Origin of the sequence: Micromonospora sp. LOL_024, assembly GCF_048060415.1 — a bacterium.
Lineage (GTDB): Bacteria > Actinomycetota > Actinomycetes > Mycobacteriales > Micromonosporaceae > Micromonospora.
On record NZ_JBHMIS010000012.1, the window covers coordinates 50054 to 70956 of the forward strand.

The 20903-nt window shown below is 71.0% G+C and carries 17 protein-coding genes; 3 read left to right on the forward strand and 14 right to left on the reverse strand.

Annotated elements, in window-relative coordinates:
- Nucleotides 1-7: 7 nt before the first annotated feature.
- Nucleotides 8-436: a Fur family transcriptional regulator gene (locus ACFHWY_RS15115; protein WP_416580818.1), complete on the forward strand. Its 429-nt coding sequence runs from the start codon at nt 8-10 to the stop codon at nt 434-436.
- Nucleotides 437-460: 24 nt separating this feature from the next.
- Entirely contained in the window at nt 461-2737 is a 2277-nt protein-coding gene (gene katG / locus ACFHWY_RS15120; protein WP_416580819.1) for a catalase/peroxidase HPI, read from the forward strand.
- Nucleotides 2738-2916: 179 nt separating this feature from the next.
- On the opposite strand, the gene ACFHWY_RS15125 is transcribed toward katG, so the two are convergent.
- The 6 genes from ACFHWY_RS15125 to ACFHWY_RS15150 all read right to left on the reverse strand — a co-directional run bounded on the left by ACFHWY_RS15125 (nt 2917) and on the right by ACFHWY_RS15150 (nt 8507).
- The gene (locus ACFHWY_RS15125) at nt 2917-3111 is read right to left on the reverse strand and encodes a DUF397 domain-containing protein (RefSeq protein ID WP_416580820.1); all 195 of its coding nucleotides are present in this window, start codon (nt 3109-3111) and stop codon (nt 2917-2919) included.
- A gap of 11 nt (nt 3112-3122) precedes the next feature.
- A complete protein-coding gene (locus ACFHWY_RS15130) occupies nt 3123-3338 on the reverse strand; it encodes a Scr1 family TA system antitoxin-like transcriptional regulator (RefSeq protein WP_416580821.1) in 216 nt (71 codons plus the stop codon).
- 253 nt (nt 3339-3591) lie between these two features.
- A complete protein-coding gene (locus tag ACFHWY_RS15135; RefSeq protein ID WP_416580822.1) occupies nt 3592-4431 on the reverse strand; it encodes a DUF2470 domain-containing protein in 840 nt (279 codons plus the stop codon).
- 160 nt (nt 4432-4591) lie between these two features.
- Nucleotides 4592-4888, reverse strand: a complete 297-nt coding sequence (locus tag ACFHWY_RS15140; protein ID WP_416580823.1) for a DUF1540 domain-containing protein — start codon at nt 4886-4888, stop codon at nt 4592-4594.
- Nucleotides 4889-5420: 532 nt separating this feature from the next.
- Complete coding sequence (locus tag ACFHWY_RS15145) at nt 5421-5675, reverse strand: hypothetical protein (RefSeq protein WP_416580824.1); 255 nt, start codon at nt 5673-5675, stop codon at nt 5421-5423.
- Nucleotides 5676-5708: 33 nt separating this feature from the next.
- Nucleotides 5709-8507, reverse strand: coding sequence for a BTAD domain-containing putative transcriptional regulator (locus tag ACFHWY_RS15150; RefSeq protein WP_416580825.1), 2799 nt, complete (start codon nt 8505-8507; stop codon nt 5709-5711).
- A 402-nt stretch (nt 8508-8909) separates the two neighbouring features.
- Between ACFHWY_RS15150 and ACFHWY_RS15155 the strand changes: the two genes are divergently transcribed.
- Nucleotides 8910-9551 carry a nitroreductase family protein gene (locus ACFHWY_RS15155; RefSeq protein WP_416580826.1) on the forward strand — a complete coding sequence of 214 codons (642 nt, stop codon included), beginning with the start codon at nt 8910-8912 and terminating at the stop codon, nt 9549-9551.
- A 74-nt stretch (nt 9552-9625) separates the two neighbouring features.
- Here ACFHWY_RS15155 and ACFHWY_RS15160 read toward each other — a convergent pair whose 3' ends face one another.
- From ACFHWY_RS15160 to ACFHWY_RS15195, 8 genes are all read right to left on the reverse strand, one after another.
- Complete coding sequence (locus ACFHWY_RS15160; protein ID WP_416580827.1) at nt 9626-10534, reverse strand: aminoglycoside phosphotransferase family protein; 909 nt, start codon at nt 10532-10534, stop codon at nt 9626-9628.
- Between the two features lie 171 nt (nt 10535-10705).
- Nucleotides 10706-12274 carry a pectate lyase family protein gene (locus ACFHWY_RS15165; RefSeq protein WP_416580828.1) on the reverse strand — a complete coding sequence of 523 codons (1569 nt, stop codon included), beginning with the start codon at nt 12272-12274 and terminating at the stop codon, nt 10706-10708.
- Nucleotides 12275-12385: 111 nt separating this feature from the next.
- Nucleotides 12386-13786, reverse strand: a complete 1401-nt coding sequence (locus ACFHWY_RS15170) for a pectate lyase family protein (RefSeq protein WP_416580829.1) — start codon at nt 13784-13786, stop codon at nt 12386-12388.
- Between the two features lie 210 nt (nt 13787-13996).
- Complete coding sequence (locus ACFHWY_RS15175; protein WP_416580830.1) at nt 13997-15199, reverse strand: Gfo/Idh/MocA family protein; 1203 nt, start codon at nt 15197-15199, stop codon at nt 13997-13999.
- Between the two features lie 19 nt (nt 15200-15218).
- Nucleotides 15219-16709, reverse strand: a complete 1491-nt coding sequence (locus tag ACFHWY_RS15180) for a mannitol dehydrogenase family protein (RefSeq protein WP_416580831.1) — start codon at nt 16707-16709, stop codon at nt 15219-15221.
- Nucleotides 16700-18001, reverse strand: a complete 1302-nt coding sequence (locus tag ACFHWY_RS15185; protein WP_416580832.1) for an enolase C-terminal domain-like protein — start codon at nt 17999-18001, stop codon at nt 16700-16702. The genes ACFHWY_RS15180 and ACFHWY_RS15185 overlap by 10 nt, the downstream gene beginning before the upstream one ends.
- The gene (uxaC, locus tag ACFHWY_RS15190; protein ID WP_416580833.1) at nt 17998-19425 is read right to left on the reverse strand and encodes a glucuronate isomerase; all 1428 of its coding nucleotides are present in this window, start codon (nt 19423-19425) and stop codon (nt 17998-18000) included. Before uxaC ends, ACFHWY_RS15185 begins: the two co-directional genes overlap by 4 nt.
- Nucleotides 19426-19449: 24 nt before the next feature.
- A complete protein-coding gene (locus tag ACFHWY_RS15195; protein ID WP_416580834.1) occupies nt 19450-20778 on the reverse strand; it encodes a Gfo/Idh/MocA family protein in 1329 nt (442 codons plus the stop codon).
- Between the last annotated feature and the right edge of the window lie 125 nt (nt 20779-20903).

A 20903-nucleotide genomic window follows, 5' to 3' on the forward strand; every position in this document is an offset into this window, starting at 1 on the left:
CGGCCGCGTGACGTCCGAGTTCGAGGCTCAGTTGCGGGCGGCCTCCCTGCGTGTGACCCGGCCCCGGATGGCGGTGCTGGGAGCGCTGCGCGACCATCCGCACGTCGACACCGACACGGTGATCAAATTGGTCCGGGCTGACCATCCCACGGTCTCCCACCAGGCGATCTACGACGTGCTGCGGGCACTCAGCGACGCTGGCCTGGTGCGGCGCATCCAGCCTGCCGGTGCGGCCGCCCGGTACGAGTCCCGGGTGGGGGACAACCACCACCACGTCGTGTGCCGTCGCTGCGGCGCGGTCGCCGATGTCGACTGCCCTGTCGGCCACGCCCCCTGTCTCACCGCCTCGGACGACCACGGATTCGTGGTCGACGAGGCGGAGGTCGTCTACTGGGGCACCTGCCCCGACTGCGCGACCGTACGCACCACCCAATGATCCGCCAGTTCGGAAGGAAGCGAATTGAGCAACGCACAGGACAACGCCCCGTCCAGCGCGCAGGGCGTGGATGAGAAGGCGGCGGCCGGCTGCCCGGTCGCGCACGACTCGGTGACCGCGCACGGTAGTGAGAGCGAGAACCCGGCGATCGATTCGCCGACGCCGAAGACCGGGGGTCGTCCGCGTACCAACCGGGACTGGTGGCCCAACCAGCTCGACCTGTCGGTGCTGCACGCCCACTCGTCCAAGGGCAACCCGCTGGGGGAGGACTTCAACTACGCCAGGGAGTTCGCCAAGCTCGACGTCGATGCCCTGAAGCAGGACATCGTCACGGTTCTCACCACCTCGCAGGACTGGTGGCCGGCTGACTTCGGCCACTACGGCGGGCTGATGATCCGGATGAGCTGGCACGCCGCCGGCACCTACCGGATCGAGGACGGTCGTGGTGGGGCCGGCGACGGTGGTCAGCGCTTCGCTCCGCTGAACAGCTGGCCGGACAACGCCAACCTGGACAAGGCCCGCCGGCTGCTGTGGCCGGTCAAGCAGAAGTACGGCCAGCAGATCTCGTGGGCCGACCTGCTCGTGCTCGCCGGCAACGTGGCCCTGGAGTCGATGGGCTTCAAGACCTTCGGTTTCGGTTTCGGCCGGGAGGACGTCTGGGAGCCCGAGGAGATTTTCTGGGGTCCGGAGGACACCTGGCTCGGCGACGAGCGCTACGCCTCCGAGAAGGAGATGGCGACCGGTGTCGGGGCGACCGAGATGGGTCTCATCTACGTCAACCCGGAGGGTCCCCGCGGCAACGCGGACCCGCTGGCAGCGGCGCACTTCATTCGCGAGACCTTCGCCCGGATGGCGATGAACGACGAGGAGACGGTCGCCCTCATCGCCGGTGGGCACACCTTCGGCAAGACCCACGGTGCCGGCATCGCCGACGACCACGTGGGCCCCGAGCCGGAGGGGGCTGCGCTGGAGGCGCAGGGCCTGGGCTGGTTGAGCACCCACGGCAGCGGCAAGGGCAAGGACACGATCACCAGCGGTCTCGAGGTGACGTGGACCGACCGGCCGACGCAGTGGAGCAACCGCTTCTTCGAGATCCTTTTCGGGTACGAGTGGGAACTCACCACGAGCCCCGGCGGGGCGAAGCAGTGGGTCGCCAAGGACGCCGAGGCGATCATCCCGGACGCGCACGACTCGTCCAGGAAGCACAAGCCGACGATGCTCACGACCGACCTGTCGCTGCGCGTCGACCCGGCGTACGAGAAGATCTCTCGCCGTTTTCTGGAGAACCCCGACGAGTTCGCGTTGGCGTTCGCCAAGGCGTGGTACAAGCTGCTGCACCGCGACATGGGTCCGGTCAGTCGCTTCCTCGGGCCCTTCGTCCCGGAGCCCCAGCTGTGGCAGGACCCGGTGCCGGCCGTCGACCACGAGCTCGTGGGTGACGCCGACGTCGCCGCGCTCAAGGCGAAGGTCCTGGCGTCCGGCCTGACGACCGCCCAGTTGGTCTCCACCGCCTGGGCCTCCGCCGCGAGCTTCCGGTACACCGACAAGCGTGGCGGCGCCAACGGCGCGCGGATCCGCCTGGAGCCGCAGCGCGGTTGGGAGGTCAACCAGCCCGAGCAACTCGCGACGGTGTTGGAAACCCTGGAGGGCATCGCGCGGGAGTTCAACGCCGCGGGCGGCGCGAAGATCTCGCTCGCCGACCTGATCGTGCTGGCCGGATCGGCCGCCGTCGAGAAGGCGGCACGCGACGCCGGCGTCGAGGTGACCGTGCCGTTCCGGGCGGGCCGCACCGACGCCACCGCGGAGCAGACCGACGTCGAGTCCTTCCGGGTGATGGAGCCGCGCGCCGACGGGTTCCGCAACTACCTGCGTCCGGGTGAGAAGACCCAGCCGGAGGTGCTGCTCATCGACCGTGCCTACATGCTCAACCTCACCGCGCCCGAAATGACCGTCCTGGTCGGCGGCCTGCGCTCTCTCGGCGCCAACACCGGCGGCACCGGGCACGGTGTGCTCACCGACCGGCCCGGCGTGCTCACCAACGACTTCTTCGCCAATCTGCTCTCCCCGGGCACCCGGTGGAGGGCGTCGGAGTCCGACGAGCACGTCTACGAGATCCGGGACCTGGCCACAGATGAGGTGAGGTGGACCGCCACCGCGGTCGACCTCATCTTCGGCTCCAACTCCCAGCTGCGGGCCCTCGCCGAGGTCTACGCCAGCCAGGACGCGCGCGACAAGTTTGTGACCGACTTCGTCGCAGCCTGGGCCAAGGTCATGGAGCTCGACCGCTTCGACATCGCCTGACAGCCGCTCCAACCGCCGAGCCCCGGTCGATCCGCCGATCGACCGGGGCTCGACGCTGACTCGCGTACGACCACCGGACCGCGCCGGGACCAGTTCGTATGGCCGCTGGTGCGGTGAACAGGGTCGCCCCCGGCGTGAGTGATCTCGCTCCGGGGCGCTCCGGGGTTCCGGCCCGGTACTCAGGCGTCGAACCCGCCAGCCTTGACGCCCTGGACGAAGCCGGCCCACTGGTCGGCGGTGAAGGATAGTGCCGGTCCTCGCCGGTCCTTGCTGTCGCGAACCATGACGACCTGGGGCGGTGTGGCGACCTCGACGCAGTTGCCGCTTGAGCCGGACCTGGTGCTCTCGCGCCAGGTGACGCGAGGCAGGTCCATGCGGTGCCCTCCTAGGTTGTCAGGTCGGCTGCGATCGAACGCAGCGTATCTCGCGTTGGTTTGGGTGCCAGCGCAAGGGCTTGTAGTTGTTCGTGCGCCGCAGCGTAGGCGGCCACCTCTCCCGGACGTTCCAGGTACAACACCCCGGTCAAGGTGTCGACGTAGACCATGCGTTCCTCGGCCGCGTCCGGGTAGGGAGCGGGCATCGGCGGGAAGTCGAGGATCACGAAGCTGCCATCGAACCCGACGCCAGCGGGAACTGCTGGCCGAGTACGACGGCGCTCCGGTCTCGCTGGCGCTCTACCTGGCTCGTGCCTGTTGGCCGCGAGCCAGGACATGGGTTGGGCACCGGCCGGGCTGCTGTACCGCAGGTTCCTCGGTTGGCTGCCGCGGTGACACCCCACGCGGTTGACCTGCTGGGCATTGGGACCCGCGTGGCTGACCCGTTGAGCCGTCAGGCCGGTGTGGTCGAGTGTGGGTCTAGTGCGGTCGGGCGGAGCCGTGGATGCCGTGTCGGGCGGCCTCGGCGAGGAGTGCCGGAAGCTGTTCGGCGAGGCCGGCGCCCACGGTGACACGCTGGGCGAACGGGATTCGGAGGTCGGTGTGCCGGTCCGGTGCCTCGGCGCGGAGCGCGATGCCGTCGGCGTCGAGGGCCACGGGCACGACCCGCGCCGAGCCGGCGGTCCACGCCGGGTCGACCAGCGTCGCGAGCTGATCGAGGACGTCGCCGTGCTGCTGCGCGAGGCGTTGCAGGAGGCCGGCCTCGTCGGCGGCGAGCGGGTCCGGGCGCGCGGCGCGGTAGACGCTGATGCCGACCGTGGTCTCGCCGCTGTCACGGGTGAGGCCCACGTCGACCGGCTCGACCACCCACAGCGCGACGGGCGGCAGGTCGAGCAGGGACATGATGGTGGTGTCGTCGCAGGACGCCAGACTGGCCGGGTCGAACCGGTGGGCAGTGCCCAGCACCCGCACTCTGGCCCGAACCCGGGAGCGTACGGCGACCGGAATGATTTGTGTCACGTCGAGCCGTACCGCACCCGGTCGACCGCGCGCGGCGACCAGCAGACCGCCGGTACGGCACATCGCGTCGACCGCGACGACCACCGTGCCGTCGGGCAGCAGGACGTGCGATCCGATGAGGTCGACGGTGGTGTCGCCGACCTGGAGCCGCAGGGACGTGGCGGTGGACAGGGCAGAGCGTGCCGCTACGGCATCCGAGCCGGTCGCCGCGCCCTCGTCCGCCGCCGCTCCCGCTTTCGCGTTGGCGGCGGCGGACGAGACGTCCGTCAGCTCCGCTGGCCCGGCTGGGTGAAACGCCATGTCGATCCCCTCGGCCATGAAGTGGAGGTGGTGTGGCCTAGGGATCCGACCCTAATAGGTAAGGCTTACCTTGCCAAGGCGGGGTCGAGTCGGGTGCCGCCTCCGTCGCCAGGCCGGCGCCCCGACGGGTGCCGTCATCCGTGGACGGGTGCGGACGAGGTCAGGCTGGCTGGTAGGTCAGGCAGTCGCTGGCGGTGGCGCCTGGGCCGACGGTGATGGACTCGGCCTTGCAGGCGAGGTTGGTGTTGTAGACGCACTCGGAGCGCGCGCAGGCGCCCACCGCGCCGGTCACCTCGGCGATCCCGCCCTGCACCGAGGACTCCACGAACGTCGCGCAGGACGCGGCGTCACCGGCCGACGCCACGGTGATCGCCGGGGCGTGACAGCCGCTGTCGTTGAAGCTGCACGCGGTGGCGGCGCACTCGCGTACCGGGGGCGACTGCAGCAGAGTCTTCATGGTGGTGTCTCCCAACTGTTGGCGCCGGCGAGGCGGCGGAACGCATCGGCTCGTGTGCTCGTGTCGGTCGTTATTTGCCGCGTAGGTGGCGAGGTAAACCCTCCACCAGTTGGTGCCGTGCAATTCACGTCCGAATATCACTCTAACATCGAAACGTCGCCCGCGCTGGACCCGATGCCGTTCATGTCGCGTTTCCAGGATAAACAAGATTAGCCTAACCTTTGTTAGGTCAGTCTTACTTCACTTGCCTGCGAACGGGGTGTCGTCGACCGCTCCGACGGTGATGTCGGGTTACCTCAGCGGAGCGTCTTAGCTGCTCGTACGGGCTTCAAGGCGACGATCCTCCATCAGCTCCCGCTCCCCGTTTATTGCGCCGTGAACCCAGTTCAAGGCTGGGCAATTCACCTGTCTCCTGATCTGGCCGGCCCTCCAATCGCACGATTACATGGCTATGTTCCGGCCAGGAGCAGACCGACTGAAGCGCCGCTTTATTCCGGCGATCCGGCCGGCGGCGCGCTGGGTAGGTGCGCACCTACGAGTTGGTGGAGCAGACGAGCGGGGCCGCACTGATCCCCGCCGCGGTCAGCGCCCGCGTGTACCTCGCGGCTGTCGCGTCGTCCACCACGCCGTGCACCAGCGGCCACCCGCGGCGACTCGTCCCGCAGTTCCCGGAAGGTGACCGTTCGTTCGTGCCGTCCTCGCGTAGGTGCGCGATGGCCTGGTCGGGTGTCCGGTCGGCGGCGTCGAGTAGCGTCCGTCGGTCGCCGAACCCGCTCGCTGCCCGCACGAGGCCAGTACGGACCGCCGCTGTCCTAGATCATCATTGGGGTACGAGGTCGAGTTCGGCGAGCCTGCGCCGGGCGTCGTCGGCAGCCGGGTCACCCAACTCGTCGTAGAGCGACGATGCCAGGTGCCAGGCCGCGGCGGCTGCGGCGACATCGCCCATCACGGCCCGGGTCTCGCCGAGTCGGGTGAGGGTCTCCGCCTGGTGGTAGCGGTCGGCGGAGTCCCGGAACAGCTCGACGGACTGTTCGTAGCAGGACACCGCCTGCTGGTGGTCGCCCAGCCGGTGGTGGGCGAAGCCGAGGCTGTCCAACGTCGCCGCCTGGCCGTTGCGGTCGTCGATCAGTCGTAGCTGGGTCAGGGCCGCCGTGCAGTCGGCGATGGCCTGCGCATAGTCGCCCTCGACCGCGTGGATGTAGCCGATCGCGTTCAGTGCCCGACCCTCTCCGGCCCGGTTGCCGGCCAGCCGGCACAGCCGCAGGGCCTCGCGGGCGTGCGTCAGCGCCTCGTCGCGGCGCCCGAGCAGGAAGCAGTGCTCGGTGTAGTTGTGCAGGGTCTGCGCCAGACCACCCTGGTCGCCGAGCTGCTCGTACAGGCTGATCGCCCGCAGCAGCCGCTCGCCGGCGGCGTCGTGCTGGCCGAGCCGGGAGGCGGCCCGCCCGAGCAGCCGGTTGGCGATGGCCTGCGCGTCGAGGTCGCCGAGGCGTTCGGCCGCGTCGAGCGCGGCCTGCTGGGCGGCCAGCTGGTCCTGCCAGAGTCCCCGGGGGGCGAGGAAGGTGGTCAGTGCCCAGGCCAGCTGCCAGGCGTACCCGTCGAAGCCGGTCACGGCCGCCTGCCGGATCACCCGCAGCAGCACGTGCCGTTCGGCGGCGAACCACACCAGCGCGGCATCCTGGTCGCCCAACGGCACGTGGATGTTGCCGGCAAGTGCCGGCGACGGCGTCACGGGTGTCCACTGCGGCTGGACCAGGCGGGCGGCCGGGTAGGCGCTGTGCAGGTAGTGGTCGTACAGCCGGCGGTGGGCCTGGTGTCCTTCGGCCTGATCGGCCTGCTGCGCCAGCTCGGCGGCGTACGAGCGCAACAGGTCGTGGAAGGCGTACCGGTCGGGGTGGTGCTCGGTCAACAGGTGCAGCCGGGTCAGTTCGCGGACCACCGGGGTGACGGCGGCACGAGGCCAGCCGAGCAGCGCGGCCGCGGCGGCACCGCTCAACTCCGGTCCCGGATGCAGACCGAGCAGGCGGAACAGGCGTGCCGCGTCCGGGCCCAGAGCCTGGTACGACCAGGAGAACACCCGTCGCACGTCGCCGTCGGCCAGCACCTCCAGTCGGGTTCCCGGCGGACGCAGCTCGGCGGCGATCGCGTCGAGCGGGAAGGTCGGTCTGATGGCCACCCGTGCCGCCACGATCGACAGGGCGAGGGGGAGGCGGCCGGCAGCCTCGATCATCTCGGCGACGGCGGTGGGCTCGGCATCCAGCCGGTCGGCGTCGACCCGGTTGCGCAGCAGGTGCATCGACTCGGTGTCGGTGAGCACGTCCAGGGTCAGCAGTCGGGCGCCCTCGGCGGCGACCAGGGTGCTGAGCTGGTCGCGGCTGGTCACGACGACGACGCACCGGCCGGCGCCCGGCAGCAGTGGACGTACCTGGTCGGCGTCGCGGGCGTTGTCCAGCACGATGAGCATCTGGCGGTTCGCCAGCAGGCTTCGGTAGAGGCCGATCCGGGCGTCCAGGCTGCTCGGTATACGGGCCAGCGGCACGTCCAGCGCCTCGAGGAAGCCGAGCAGGGCGTCGGCGGGGGAGACGGACTCAGCCCCGTCGTAGCCGCGCAGGTTGACGTGCAGCTGGCCGTCGGGAAAGCGGCCAGCCACCCGATGCGCCCAGTGCAACGCCAGCGCGGTCTTGCCGATACCCGCCATGCCGCACACCGCGGAGATGACCACCGTGGTCGGTCCGTCGGCTGGTTCTCCGATGGCCGCGTCGAGGCGGGCGAGCTGCGCGTGCCGGCCGACGAAGCCGGGCGCGGCGATCGGCAGCTGCTCCGGTCGAGTGCGGGGCGGGCGGGCCGCGGGTCGGTCGACACGCGGCGACGCGACGGTGGGCAGGAAACGGTGGTGCAGGATGTCGTCGTGCAGGCGGATCAGCTCGGGCCCCGGGTCCATTCCGGTCTCCTCGGCGAGGACCTGTCGGGCCCGGCGGAACGCCGCCAACGCGCCGGCCACGTCACCGCTGTGGTAGAGGCCGGTCATCAGATGCCCCCACGCGCGTTGTCGCAGCGGGTGCCGGTCGAGCAGAGCGCGGAGCCGGGGGATGACTTGCGCGGACGCGCCGAGCGCGACCTTCGTGCCAGCGTGGTCCTCCTCGGCCAGCAGCCGTCGCTCGGCCAGCTGTCCCACCCAGCGGGACAGCGGCCGGGGTAGCGGCAGCCCGGCCAGTGCGGGGCCCCGCCACAGGGCCAGTGCGTCAGCCAACTCGGCCTCGGCCCGCGCGGGGTCGCCACTGGTGAGAGCGTCCCGCCCGCGTGCGGCCGCGGAGTCGAACCGGTCGAGGTCGCGCTCGTCGGGCGCCATCCGCAGCAGGTAGCCGCCGGACGTGGTGGCGATCCGTCCGTCGTGGTCGAGCGCCTGCCGCAGCCCCCGCACGTAGGTGCGGATGTTGGCACCGGCGGAGGCCGGCGGCTGGTCGCCCCAGAGCGCGTTGACCAACTCGTCGGCGCGGACGGCCTCGCCCGGGCGGGCCAGCAGGAAGGCGAGCAGCAGCCGTTGCTTCACAGAACCGAGATCCAGCGGCTGGCCCTCCCGGGACACCGTCAGCGGGCCGAGAAGATCGAAGCGGAGCAGCATGACTCACTTGTACACCGATTGTGCACGGTTGATACGGCGGTGACCGTACCATCACCGCGAATCGGTGATCTTCCCAGATGGTGGCGGTCGAGGTGCTCATGCGGGAACGGATCCAGGCGTACGGCGGGCCCTCAGCGCCACGGTCGGTGCCAGCACGGGCACCACGCAGGCGCCGCTGGGCTGGGGGCAGCGCGTGTCCCGACGACGTACGCGTGGCCACGGTGCTTGATTTTCGGTGGACGGCACGCCTTTCGTTCACCCGCTGACCCGGTGCTCGGTTTACTTCCGAGCACCGTGACTGGCGTGCTGGTTCGGAGCGTAGGCGTCGGGATGGTCGACGCTCCGGACCAGCACGCTGCGCCGGGATCGCGTCGCCGCTTCTCGGGTGGCAGGATCCACGGCATGGAGTTCGCAGAGGTGATCCGTCGCCGTCGCATGGTGCGGCACTACGCCGACCGGCCGCTCAGCGCCGAGGCCGTCGAAAGGATCCTGGCCAGCGCGCTGCGGGCACCGTCGGCCGGCTTCTCGCAGGGCTGGGCTTTCCTCGCACTCACCAAGCGGGAGGATCGGGCCAGGTTCTGGCCGTTCGTCCCGACCCGTGTCGCGCAGACGCCGAGCATGCAGTACGCGCCACTGGTGGTGGTGCCGCTCGCACACCAGGCGGCCTACCTCGCCCGGTACGCCGAGACCGACAAAGGCTGGACCGATCGGTCCGCTGCCCGCTGGCCGGCACCGTACTGGTACGTCGACACGGGCATGGCCGCACTGATGATGCTGCTCACGGCCGTCGACGAGGGCCTGGGTGCCTGCTTCTTCGGCATCACGCCGGCGGCTGGGAACGATTACGATCCTGAGGTCGACGTCCCCGCGCACACCGCCGCCTTCAAGGCCGAGTTCGGAGTTCCCGACGAGTACTCGCCGATCGGTGGCATCTGCATCGGCTACCGTGCCGAGGATCTGCCACCCCAGAACCCGGCCGTCGCGGCGCGTCGACGCGACGGCGACGCGGTCATCCACCGCGGGCAGTGGGGTACCTCTTCTTGAACCGGCGCCCCGGTCGTTGCCCGGCGTGGTAGGCCGGACACCGGAACCAGGCGAACTGAGCGGGCCGCGGAGGTTCAGCGCGAGGCGGCGTCGGAGAGGATCGCGGTCAGGCGGTTTCGGCATTCGGCGACGAACGCGGGGTAGGTGTGCCAGTAGTAGGAGATGCCGGACGCGCCCACCGCGACGGCCCAGGCGCGGGCCCGGTGCCAGCCCTGGTCGTCGAGTCCGGCCGCCGCCCAGTAGGCGTGTCGGGCGGCGGGCGGCAGATCCCAGACCGTGGCGTGTTCGGCGTCGGGCAGGCCGACCGACAGGGCACCGAAGTCGATGACCGCGTGCAGCCGGCCGTGGCGCGCCAGGAGGTTGGTGGGCTTGAGGTCGCCGTGCAGCCACACGTGCGGCCCGGCGGATTCGGGCAGGGTCAGCGCCGCCCGCCAGATCCGTTCCAGGGCCTCGACGTCGATATCCTCGCCGACGGTGGCCCGGCAGTCCGCGAGCGACCTGCTGATCCATTCGTCGCAGGCGCGCAGGTCTCCACCGCGGTACCAGCTCAGGTCGCCGGTGCGGGTCGCCCCCATCAGGTCGCCGCGGTGCAGATCCCGCACGACGGCCGCCAGGTCGACGCCGAACGCCGCCCAGTCCCCGACGGTGCCCGGCCCGACCTCGTCGCCGTCGATCCACCGGTAGACCGCCCAGGGCAGCGGGAACGCGGCGGCGGGCCGGCCGGCGTGCCGCGGCTCCGGGATCCGGCACCCGAGCAGGGGCGCCAGCCGGGGAAGCCACTCCTGCTCCTTGTGCAGCGACCGCGCCTTGTCGGCGGTGCGCGGCAGCCGTACCAGCAACTCGTCGCCCAGCCGGTACATGGTGTTGTCGGTGCCCGCGCCGGCCGGCGACAGGGACAGCCGGGCCCACTGCGGGCACTGCTCCCGCAACAGCGATCGGATCGTCTCCTCGCCGACTGGGATCTCGTTCTGGTGTAGCGCCACTTTGTCATTGTTGCGCGCCGGCGCTGGCGGGCCAGCCAGTTTCTCTGCGGGACGGCGGCCCGGCGACGGCGGTGGGGACCGTCAGCTTCGACGGTCCCCACCCAGGGGATGCGACCCTGCGGTCACGTCGGGTCTGGCGGGACGGCAGACCCGACGCTACCGGTGGAGGTGTTACCCGGCGTAGGTCTCGAACTCGGCGACCCTCGGCGTGCCGGACGAACTGGTGATCTCGAACGTGACCTTGCGAAGTGAGGTCGGTGCGAAGGTGATGACGCCCGCCCCGGTGCCCGTGGCAAGTACCGCGCCGCTGTCGTGGTCGAGGACCCGCCAGTCGCGGATGTTGCCGGTGGCGCCGGAGGCCTCACGGATGTTGATCTGGGAGATGCTGGTGGCGGAACCCCACTTGATCGAGATGGAGCCGGTCGAGCCGTTCGGCGACCAGGCGGTGCTCATGTCGCCGTCGCGCACGTCGCCGTAGCTGGTCCCGCTGGCCTTGCTGGAGCCGTCGGAGCCGGCACCGATGCTGAGGTTGGTCCCGCTGGGCTGGCTCGGCGTCGGGGTGGGGCTGGTCGGCCCCGGGGTGGGAGTGGTCGGGCCCGGCGTGGGGGTGGTCGGCCCAGTGGTCGGGCTCTGCGGCGTGCAGTTGCCGTTCGACGTCCGGTTCCCCTTGTTGGCCCCGGCCGTCTGGCTGACGACGCTGGGCACGCAGCTAGCCGAGTCGAGGCTGAAGGAGTAGGGAATGCTGACGCTGGTGTTGGACGTCGGGTTGGGGCCGGCGGGGTTGGTGTCGCCGCTGCGGCTCGACCAGGTCACGTTGTCGAAGATGTTGCCGCTGACCTGCCAGTAGCCGGCCTGGTCGGTGTAGAACGTGCCCAGCACGTCCTTGGAGTTCTGGAAGTAGTTGTTGTCCACCTTGGCCTGCGCGCCGGCCCGGGAGTTGATGCCGGACTTGTTGAGCCGTACGTAGTGGTTGTTGTAGATGTGTGAGACACCGCCGCGCAGCAGGGGAGTCCGGGAGTCGATGTTCTCGTACAGGTTGTGGTGGAAGGTGACGAAGCCGTTGGACCGGTCGCTCTCGCTGGAGCCGATCAGGCCGCCCCGGCCGGAGTTCCGCAGGATGCTGTACGACAGCGTCACGTACTGCGTGTTGTTCTTCATGTCGAAGAGGCCGTCGAAGCCCGCCGACTCACCACCCGACGCCAGCAGGGTGACGTGATCGACCCAGACGTTGCGGACGGTGGCCTCCATGCCGATGGCGTCGCCGCCGTTGGACGTCGGTGAGCCCGACTTCTTGACGTTCCGCACCGTCACGTTCTGGATGATGATGTTGCTGGCCTCGCGGATGTGGATGCCCAGCTGGTCGAAGACCGCTCCGTTGCCGACCCCGAGGATCGTGACGTTGCTGATCTGCTTGAGTTCGATCACGTCGGCGGCGGTGTTGCAGCTCGACCCCGACACCTTTGTGGTGTTGCCGTGGTTGATGGTTCCCTCGACCTGGATGATGATCGGGGTGCTGCTGCTGGCCCGGTTGCAGAGGGCGGCATGGATCTGGGTACCCGTGGTGGCCCGCACCGTCTGCCCGCCCGCCCCGCCGGTGGTGCCGCCGTTACGGGTGGCGAAGCCGGTGGCGCTGCCGACCGCTGCCGATGCCTGGGGCGTCGTCAGGGCCACGCACACCGCGGCGCCCATGGCCGTCGCGGCCAACGTCGCCAGGAGTCGCAGGGTGACTGGTCGTTTCATCCTCGTCTCACCTTCCTTGCTGTCGGTGGTGGTACTGATTGCCGTCGGGAGTAAGGAAGGGCCCCGGTTGATGCTGGGGTGGAGCAGGGGCCCCCTGTCAACAGAGCCGGACTAGAGCGGCAGGCGGTCGGCGCCGGCGAGCGGGCCGACGACCAGCGGCACCAGAGGGGCTGGCAGCACCGGGCCGCGCCGCAGCGTCGGCGTCCAGCCGGCGTCCGGACTCAGCTGGGGCTCGTGTGTGGCGTTGTACGCGGCCACCAGGTCGACCGGGCGGGGTAGCCCGCCCGCCTGCCTGACCCAGTTGCCCCGGGTGGTGATCGCGGTGCCGCCCCAGTCGAAGAGCAGGTCGGCGGCGGCGACGCCGGCGCCGAGGGTGAAGTGGTTGTTCTCCGCGTACACGGCGGACTGCACGCCGACACCGATGGCGTACTCGAAGCCCTCGCCGTCGAGCCGGTAGGCGTTGTTGTAGACGTCGACCTGGCCGAAGCGGACCCGGGGCAGCCGCTGGAGTACCCGGTCGAACAGGTTGTGGTGCAGGGTGACGTCGAGCCGGCCGACATCGGGGCCGACGGTGTTGGACGAGCCGATCAGCATCAGCTTGTCCCGCCCGACGAAGCGGTTCCAGGAGGCGGTGACCAGGCTTGCGGTGTGCGTGATGTCCAACGAGCCGTCGTGGGCCTGGTACGGACGCCCGAAGTGGATCGGTTGGGCGCTGTCGGGGTTGTCGCCGTCGGTGAACGTGTTGTGGTCGATCCAGACGTTCTCGCTGCGACGCACCGACACCTGGTCGTACTGGGAGTTCCAGTTGCCGGTGTCGCCGTCGGTGGGGGACCAGGCGGGGAAGCAGTCGCGGGCGTCGTCGAAGGTGATGTTGCGGACGATGACGTTCGGCGCGCGGTCGATCATGAGGGTGAGGCCGGTCAACCGGGCACCGCGCAGCCCGATGATGGTGGTGTTCGGTCCGACGTTGATCTGGGTCTGCCGGGTCTGGTTGGTCACCGACCGCACCCGGGCCTGTTCCACCGGCCCGCTCGGCGTGACCCGACCCCACACCACCGGGTCGTACGCGGCCAGGTACGCCGTCAGCGAGTACCCGGGGTCGGCCAGGTCGGTGCAGTCGAGCAGTCGGCCGTCGGTGTCCTCGAACCCGTCGATGGTGCCCTTGACGTACACGATCTTCGGGGTGGTGTTGCTGGCGTTGCTGGCGTTGTCGCCGCCGAGGGCGGTGACCAGCTCGGTGCGGCTGCCGACCAGGTGGACCTGGTCGGCGGTGGCGGTGGCGCCGCCGGTGGTGCCGGGCCCGGCGGCGGCCCAGCCGTCGCCGGTGGGCAGTGTCTGTCGGCCGAGCTGGCGGGCCAGCGGTGACGGGCCGGTCCCGCCACCGGGCGCGGTGCGGGTGGTCGACAGTGTGACCCCCCCGCCGTTGCCGGTCGGTGGATGTGCCGCCGCCGGGGTGGGGGCGACGGTCAGGGTAAGAGTGATCAGTGCCGCGCCGGCGGCGATTCTGCGCATCGGCTCATTCCTTCGTCGTTGTTTCGTATCAATGACGAAGGTTACGGTTATGCTTTGATGGAGGTCAATATAAACGATGTGCAGAATTGTTGCAGTAAATGGCTTCGGGTGGCATCGTCCCGACCTGTTGCGGTCGGGAAACCGCTGGTCATCGCATCGGCCTCGGTCCTGGCCGAATCGGGGATTTGCAGTCCGTTGCGGCGATGCCTCCTATTCTGGCTTGGTCAGGTCGATCCGCCAGGGAGCAACCGCCCACGGCACCCCGAGCTCCGACGGCAGCGCGCCCGCCACCGCGGCCCGCCGCAGCACCTCGTTGACCCCCGGTATCCGCAGCACCCGCTGCGGGCCGGCACCGACCGTGTCGAGCAGGTCGTCCCCGAGCAGCGTCGGCTCGGGTGCCGCCTGTAGGGCGGTCAGCACGGCGGTGAACGGCGCGGTCCGGGCCAGCGGCACGATCAGCGGTACCCGGGGATCCGCCCGGTGGGCGAGCAGATTCTCCAGCAGTCCGCACCGGCCCGGCAGCTTCTGCGCGGCCGCCTCACCGGGCAGCAGCAGCCGGTCGGTCGGGTACTCCAGCACGGCCTGCCCGGCGTCGCCGGCAACCAGCACCTCTCCGGCGACGAAGTCCTCGCCGACCAGCGTCACCGCCGCCACGATCGGCGGACCCCGGCGTGGCCGTACCCGCAGCACTGCGGTGTCGTCGACCTCGATCGGCCGTAGGCGGTACCGCTCCACCTCGATCGTCGCCAGTTCCACCGGCCCGCCGCCGACGGCCTCGGCGACCGCCAGGCACTGCATCACCGCGTGCGCGAAAGGATTGGCCAGTGCACCGTCGAGCACCGGTCGGCCGTCCAGCAGACGTCGCCCGGCCCAGGGCGCGCGGACGTAGTAGGCATCCGGGCGCTGCCACGCGGCTACCGCGGCGATGCCGCCAACCGCACCCAACCGGCCCGCGGACACCGCGTCGGTCAGCGCCGTCAACGCCGCCGAACCGAGTGCCTGGAATCCGACCTGCGCCACCCGGCCGGTGGCGGCCAGCACTCCGGCCAACTCCTCGTGTTCGGCGGTGGACAACACCGGCGGCTTCTCCAGCAGCACGTCGGCGCCGGCAGTGACCGCATCCCGTGCGATCGTCAGGTGCGTGTGCGGCGGCGTGCAGATGACCACCACGTCCGGCGCGACCTCGCCGAGCATCGCCCGGTGATCGGTGAACATCCGCACGTCGGCCGGCACCGGCGCCGCCGGCTCGGGCTCGATCGGTCGGGTGTCCACCAGCGCGACCAGGCGTATCCGGCCCGCGTCGTGCAACGCGCCGATCACCCGACGGTGCCATCGCCCGTGCCCGTTCGCGCCGACCAGGGCCACGCGCGGAACGTTGAGCGAGGTCCCCTGCTCACCCGCAGGCGTCAACACAAGGAGCCCCTCCCTACTGTCATGACGCAGCGGCCAGGGTGGCGGGGACGCCGTGGCGGTGCAGGGCGGTGAGCCAGGTGACCACGTCGGCGCGTACCTCGGCGTCGGTGGCCACCTCGGGTGGGACGACCTCGTCGAGGGCGAACACCGCGTCGACCGCACCGGCGGGGGTCTGCGGCGCGGCGGCGAGCGCCACCCTGATCCGCCCGGCCAGCGGATCGTCCAGCGGCAGCGACCGGCCGTCGTCGGCGGTGCCCTGGGCGAAGCGGATCCAGGCGGCGACGGCCAGCGCGGCCCAGCGGGCGGGCCGACCGGCCGCCCGCAGGTCGCCGACGGTGTGCAGGATCCGCTGCGGCAGCTTCTGTGACCCGTCCATCGCCACCTGCAGGGTGCGGTGCCGGATCGCCGGGTTCTCGAAGCGCTCCAGCACCTGTTCGCCGTAGTCGACCACGTCGACGCCGGCGGGTGGCACGAAGCTGACCGCCACGTCCTCGGCGATCAGCCGACGCAGCACGGTGGCCAGGTGCGGCAGCGCGAGCGCGTCCGCGATGGTTTCGCAGCCGGCCAGGGCGCCGAGGTACGCGGTGGCGGAGTGCACGCCGTTGAGAGTGCGCAGCTTCAGCCGTTCCCAGGGACCCGCGTCGGCGCACAGCACCGCTCCGGCCCGCTCCCAGGCGGGTCGCCCGGCGGGGAAGTCGTCCTCGATGACCCACTGGGTGTACGGCTCGGCCGCCACGGCCGCGAGGTCCTCGACGCCGAGCGCCCGCTGGGCCGCCACCAGGGTCTGCGGAGTGCTGGCCGGTACGATCCGGTCCACCATGGTGCCGGGGAAGCCGACCTGCGTGGCGACCCAGTCGACCGCCGGCTGCGGTGCGCCCGCGTACGCCAGGGACTGGGTGACCAGACCGCGTAGCCGGCGGCCGTTGGCGGGCAGGTTGTCGCAGCTGACCAGGGCGATCGGCCCCGCCTCGGCGGCGGCCCGGGCCAGCAGTCCACGGACCAGCAGCCCCGGCACGGTGGCCGGGGCGCGGCCGGTGGTCAGGTCGGCGACCAGTTCGGGGTCGGGACGCAGCGTGCCGGCGGCCGGATCAAGCTGGTACGCCTTTTCGGTGACCGTCAGGGTGACCACCCGGATCGTCGGGTCGGCCAGCAGTGCCACCACCGCCTGCGGGTCGGCGGCGGCCAGCCGCACCCCGGCCAGGGCACCGATCACCCGGGTCCGTCGGTCGGCGGCGGAGAGCGTGCTGACGCTGAACAGGTTGTCCTGCGCGGCCAGTGTCCGCACCAGCTCGGCGTTGCGCGGAGCGACTCCGATGATGCCCCAGTCGCCGCCGGCCAGTGCGATCGCCTGCTCGGTGTAGACCGCCTGGTGGGCGCGGTGGAAGGCACCGAGCCCCAGGTGCACCACGCCGGCGGCGACGGCGCCCGGGCGGACCAGGGGGCGGGCCTCGGCGGGCAGCCGACGCACCGCGTCCAGGTCGAGCCGGGACGCGCCCACGGTCACCGCCACGCCGGACCGTCCGGGAAACGGAAGGTCGCGATCGACTCCGGGCGCATGGTGGCGCTGTAGCCCGGTGCCGTCGGCAGCAGGTAGCGCCCGTCGCGGGTCCGCACCGGGTCGACGAAGTGCTCGTGCAGGTGGTCGACGTACTCCACCATCCGCCCCTCAATGCTGGTGCCGACCCGCAGGTAGTCGAAGATCGCAAGGTGTTGCACGTACTCGCAGAGGCCGACGCCGCCGGCGTGCGGGCAGATCGGCACGCCGAACTTGGCGGCCATCAGGATCTCGGCGAGGACCTCGTTGACCCCGGCGACCCGGCAGGCGTCGATCTGCATGACACCGATTGCCTCGGCCTGCAACAGCTGCTTGAAGATGACCTTGTTGGCGGCCACCTCGCCGGTGGCGACACGGCACCGTCCACCGGTCAGCTCGGCCATCGCGCGGGCGACGCGGGCGTGACCGAGGATGTCGTCGGCGTGCGTCGGCTCCTCGATCCAGTACGGGTCCACCTCGGCCAGGGCGGTCATGTTGGTGATCGCCTCGTCGACGTCCCACACCTGGTTGGCGTCCATCATGAGTAGTGCGTCCGGGCCGATCTCCGCCCGAATGATCCGGGCGCGACGCAGGTCGTCGGCGGGCGGGCCACCGACCTTCATCTTCATCGCCCGCCACCCCTGGGCGTACGCGTCCCGGGTCAACGCCCGCACCTTGTCGTCGGGGTAGCCGAGCCACCCCACCGACGTGGTGTACGAGGGAAAGCCGTCACGCTCCAGCAGCGCCAGCCGGTCGGCCAGCCCGTCGCGCCCCTTGTCGAGGATCGCCGCCGCCTCGTCGGCGGTCAGCGCGTCGGTGATGTGCCGGAAGTCGACGTTGGAGACCAGCTCGTCGGTGGGCAGCTCGGCGAGGTAGCGCCACATCGGCTTGCCGGCCAGCTTGGCCCGCAGGTCCCACACGGCATTGACCAGCGCGCCGGTCGCCATGTGGATGACCCCCTTCTCCGGGCCCAGCCAGCGCAGCTGCACGTCGGCGACGAGCGAGCGCCAGAAGGCCACCGGCTCGGCGGTGATCTCCCGCACCGTACGGCCGACCACGTGGTGCCGCAGGGCGCGGACCGCGGCACAGGTGATCTCGTTGCCGCGGCCGTTGGTGAAGGTGAACCCGGCACCGGTCGGACCGCCGTCGGTGCCCAGCTCTACGTAGGTGGCCGAGTAGTCGCCGCGGTTGATCGCGTCGGAGCCGTCGCCGCTGGCGGCGGTGGGAAACCGCACGTCGTGCACGGTGACGTCGGTGATGGTGGTCATGAGCTCTCCCCGAACTTGAAGACCTGCTTCGGCAGCCGGTAGGCCAGGTCCACGATGGTCTCGGCGGCCTCGTCCATGGGTAGCCGGTGCTCGGCGACCAGCCGGGCCAGGAATCCGGCGTCGATGCGACGCGCCACGTCGTGGCGGACCGGGATGGAGCAGAACGCCCGGGTGTCGTCGACGAACCCGGCGGTGTTGTAGAAGCCGGCGGTCTCGGTGACCGTCTCCCGGAACCGGCGCAGCACCTCGGGGGAGTCCAGGAACCACCAGGGCGCGCCGAGCAGCAGGGCGGCGTACCCGCCCGCCAGCGGCGCCAGCTCCCGGGTGAAGGTGTCCTCGTCGAGGGTGTAGAGCACCACCCGCAGCCGCGGATCGTTGCCGTAGGCGTCCAGCAGTGGCGCCAGCGCGTGCACGTACTCCGTGACCTGCGGGATGTCCCCGCCGACGTCCCGGCCGTGCCGGGCGTGCAGCCACCGGTTGTGGTTGCGTACCGCGCCGGGGTGTAGCTGCATGACCAGGCCGTCGTCGAGCGACATCCGGGCGAACTCCAGCAGCATGTGCGCCCGGAACGCCTCCGCGTCGCCCGGCTGCGCCGCGCCCCGGCGAGCCCGGTCGAATAGCGTGGCCGCGTCGGCACCGAGGTCGCAGGTGCGGGCCGTGGGGTGGCCGTGGTCGGAGGAGGTGGCGCCGGCGGCGATGAACGCGGCCCGGCGCGAGCGCAGCGCGGCCAGGTAGCCGGCGTACGTGCCGGTGTCCTCCCCGGCGATCTCGCCGAGCCGGTCGACGTTGGTCGACCAGTCGTCGAAGTCGAGGTCCACCACGTTGTCCGGGCGGAAGGTGGTGACCACCCGCCCGCCCGGGCCGCCCCACCCGTCGACGGCGAGTTTCGCGTGGCGCCCCAGATCGTCGAGCGGTGACTCGGTGGTCGCGAGCACCTCGATGTTGAACCGTTCGTACAGCGACCGGGGCCGGAAGTCGGGCTCGGCGAGCTTTGCCGACAGGGCGTCGTACACCTCGTCGGCGGTCTGCGGCGTCAGCCCTGTCTCGACGCCGAACACGCCGGTGAGGGTCTGTTCCAGCCACAGCCGGGAGGGGGTGCCCCGGAACAGGTGCCAGTGCTGGGCGAAGCGCCGCCAGATGCGTCGCCCATCGGTCTCCACGGGCGTGCCGTCGCGGGTGGGTACCCCCAGCTCTGCCGGGAGCACGCCCTGGCTGAACAGCATCCGGGTGACGTAGTGGTCGGGCACGATGAGCAGCTGGGACGGATCGGGGAACGGTTGGTCCTCGGCCAGCAGCGCCGGGTCGACGTGTCCGTGCGGGGAGATGATGGGCAACCGCGCCACCAGCGCGTACAGCTCCCGGGCCAGCGCGCGTTGGCCGGGCTCGGCGGGGAGGAGCAGGTCGGGTCGGGTCGAGGTGGGCACGGGCTGCGGCTCCTGTGGTCGAGATCAGTCGAGGGTGAGCAGGTCGGCGACCCGCACGGGGGTGCCGGTGTCGAAGGACCGGTTGGCGGCCAGGCCGGTGAGCAGGGCCAGCGCGCCGTCGCGGGCGCTCGCGGCGCGGTGCAACGGATCGGGTACGCCGCCGAACAGCACCTGGGTCATCCGGGCGTCGGCGCCGCCGTGGCCGTGGCGGCTGTAGCCGTCGACCTCGATGAGCTGCGGCGGGGACCAGAAGGGGCGCAGGGTCAGCGTGGCTCCGCCCCCTTCGGCGGCGGCTTCCGTGCCGTGTAGCGCGGCGCCCTTGAGCGCGCCCGCCGCGGCCGGGCTGACGAACTCGCTCTCGGTGACTTCCAGCTCCAGCCGGCCGCGGCTGCCGTTGACCATCACCCGGTAACCCTCCCAGGGCGCGTACGCGGTGAGGTGGTAGCTCATGGTGGCGCCGGTGGAGTAGGTGGCCAGCACGGCCATGTCGTCCTCGATGCTCACCCCCGGGGCGAAGACGTTGCGGTCGCGGTGGTAGCCGTCGGAGACCTCCGCGTCGAGGTACAGCTCACGTAGGCGGGGGTGCTCGGCCAGCCGCAACGCGAACGGGTCGTTGTCGGCGGCCGGGCTGCCGTGGGCCCGGTCGTAGTCGCGGGCGTAGCCGTGCCGGCGGCCGTCGGCGCCGTAGAAGAAGAGCCGGCCGGCGGCGTACACCTGCACCGGCGTGGCGTCCAGCCACCAGTTGACCAGGTCGAAGTGGTGGCTGGCCTTGTGCACCATCAGGCCGCCGGAGCTGGCCTTGTCGCGGTGCCAGCGGCGGAAGTAGTCGGCGCCGTGCCGCACGTCGAGCAGCCACTCGAAGTGCACCGAGCCGATCTCGCCGACCGCGCCCTCGGCGAGCAGTCGTCGAAGCTGTTCGTGCAGGGGGTTGTAGCGGTAGTTGAAGGCCACGGTCACCCGCCGGCCGGTGCGTCGTACCGCGTCGAGGATGCGTTGGCAGCGCGGCGCGTCGGTGGTCATCGGCTTTTCGGTGACCACGTCGCAGCCGGCCTCCAGGGCGGCCACCACGTACTGGTCGTGCGTGACGTCCACGGAGGTCACCAGGACGACCTCGACTCGCTCCTTGGCCAGCATCGCGGTGAAGTCATCGGCGTGGTACGTCGGTACGGGCGGATGGCCCAGCTCGCCGAGCCACCGGTTGTGGGCGTCCATCCGGGCCTGGTTGAGGTCGGCGAACGCGACCAGTTCGGTGGTGTCTGCGTGGTCGCGGACCAGTGCCCGGACGAACATCTCGGCGCGGGCGCCGGTGCCGACCACGGCGTGCCGGACTCGCTTGCCGGGTTGCGGTGACACAGACCGATCCTCCTCGATCTTTATGCAAACCTTTGCACTGAAGTAACCACGGTCGATCCAGCGGAGTCAACGGGGCGCAACAAACCGGTGGCCTTTGCCCCCTTTGATGGCTGTTCGGCACACAA

Coding starts and splice junctions, on each gene's coding strand:
- ACFHWY_RS15125 (WP_416580820.1), bottom strand. CDS start 3,111: ATGGACCTGCCTCGCGTCACCTGGCGCGAGAGCACCAGGTCCGGCTCA.
- ACFHWY_RS15135 (WP_416580822.1), bottom strand. CDS start 4,431: ATGGCGTTTCACCCAGCCGGGCCAGCGGAGCTGACGGACGTCTCGTCC.
- ACFHWY_RS15140 (WP_416580823.1), bottom strand. CDS start 4,888: ATGAAGACTCTGCTGCAGTCGCCCCCGGTACGCGAGTGCGCCGCCACC.
- ACFHWY_RS15150 (WP_416580825.1), bottom strand. CDS start 8,507: ATGCTGCTCCGCTTCGATCTTCTCGGCCCGCTGACGGTGTCCCGGGAG.
- ACFHWY_RS15155 (WP_416580826.1), top strand. CDS start 8,910: ATGGAGTTCGCAGAGGTGATCCGTCGCCGTCGCATGGTGCGGCACTAC.
- ACFHWY_RS15165 (WP_416580828.1), bottom strand. CDS start 12,274: ATGAAACGACCAGTCACCCTGCGACTCCTGGCGACGTTGGCCGCGACG.
- ACFHWY_RS15170 (WP_416580829.1), bottom strand. CDS start 13,786: ATGCGCAGAATCGCCGCCGGCGCGGCACTGATCACTCTTACCCTGACC.
- ACFHWY_RS15185 (WP_416580832.1), bottom strand. CDS start 18,001: ATGACCACCATCACCGACGTCACCGTGCACGACGTGCGGTTTCCCACC.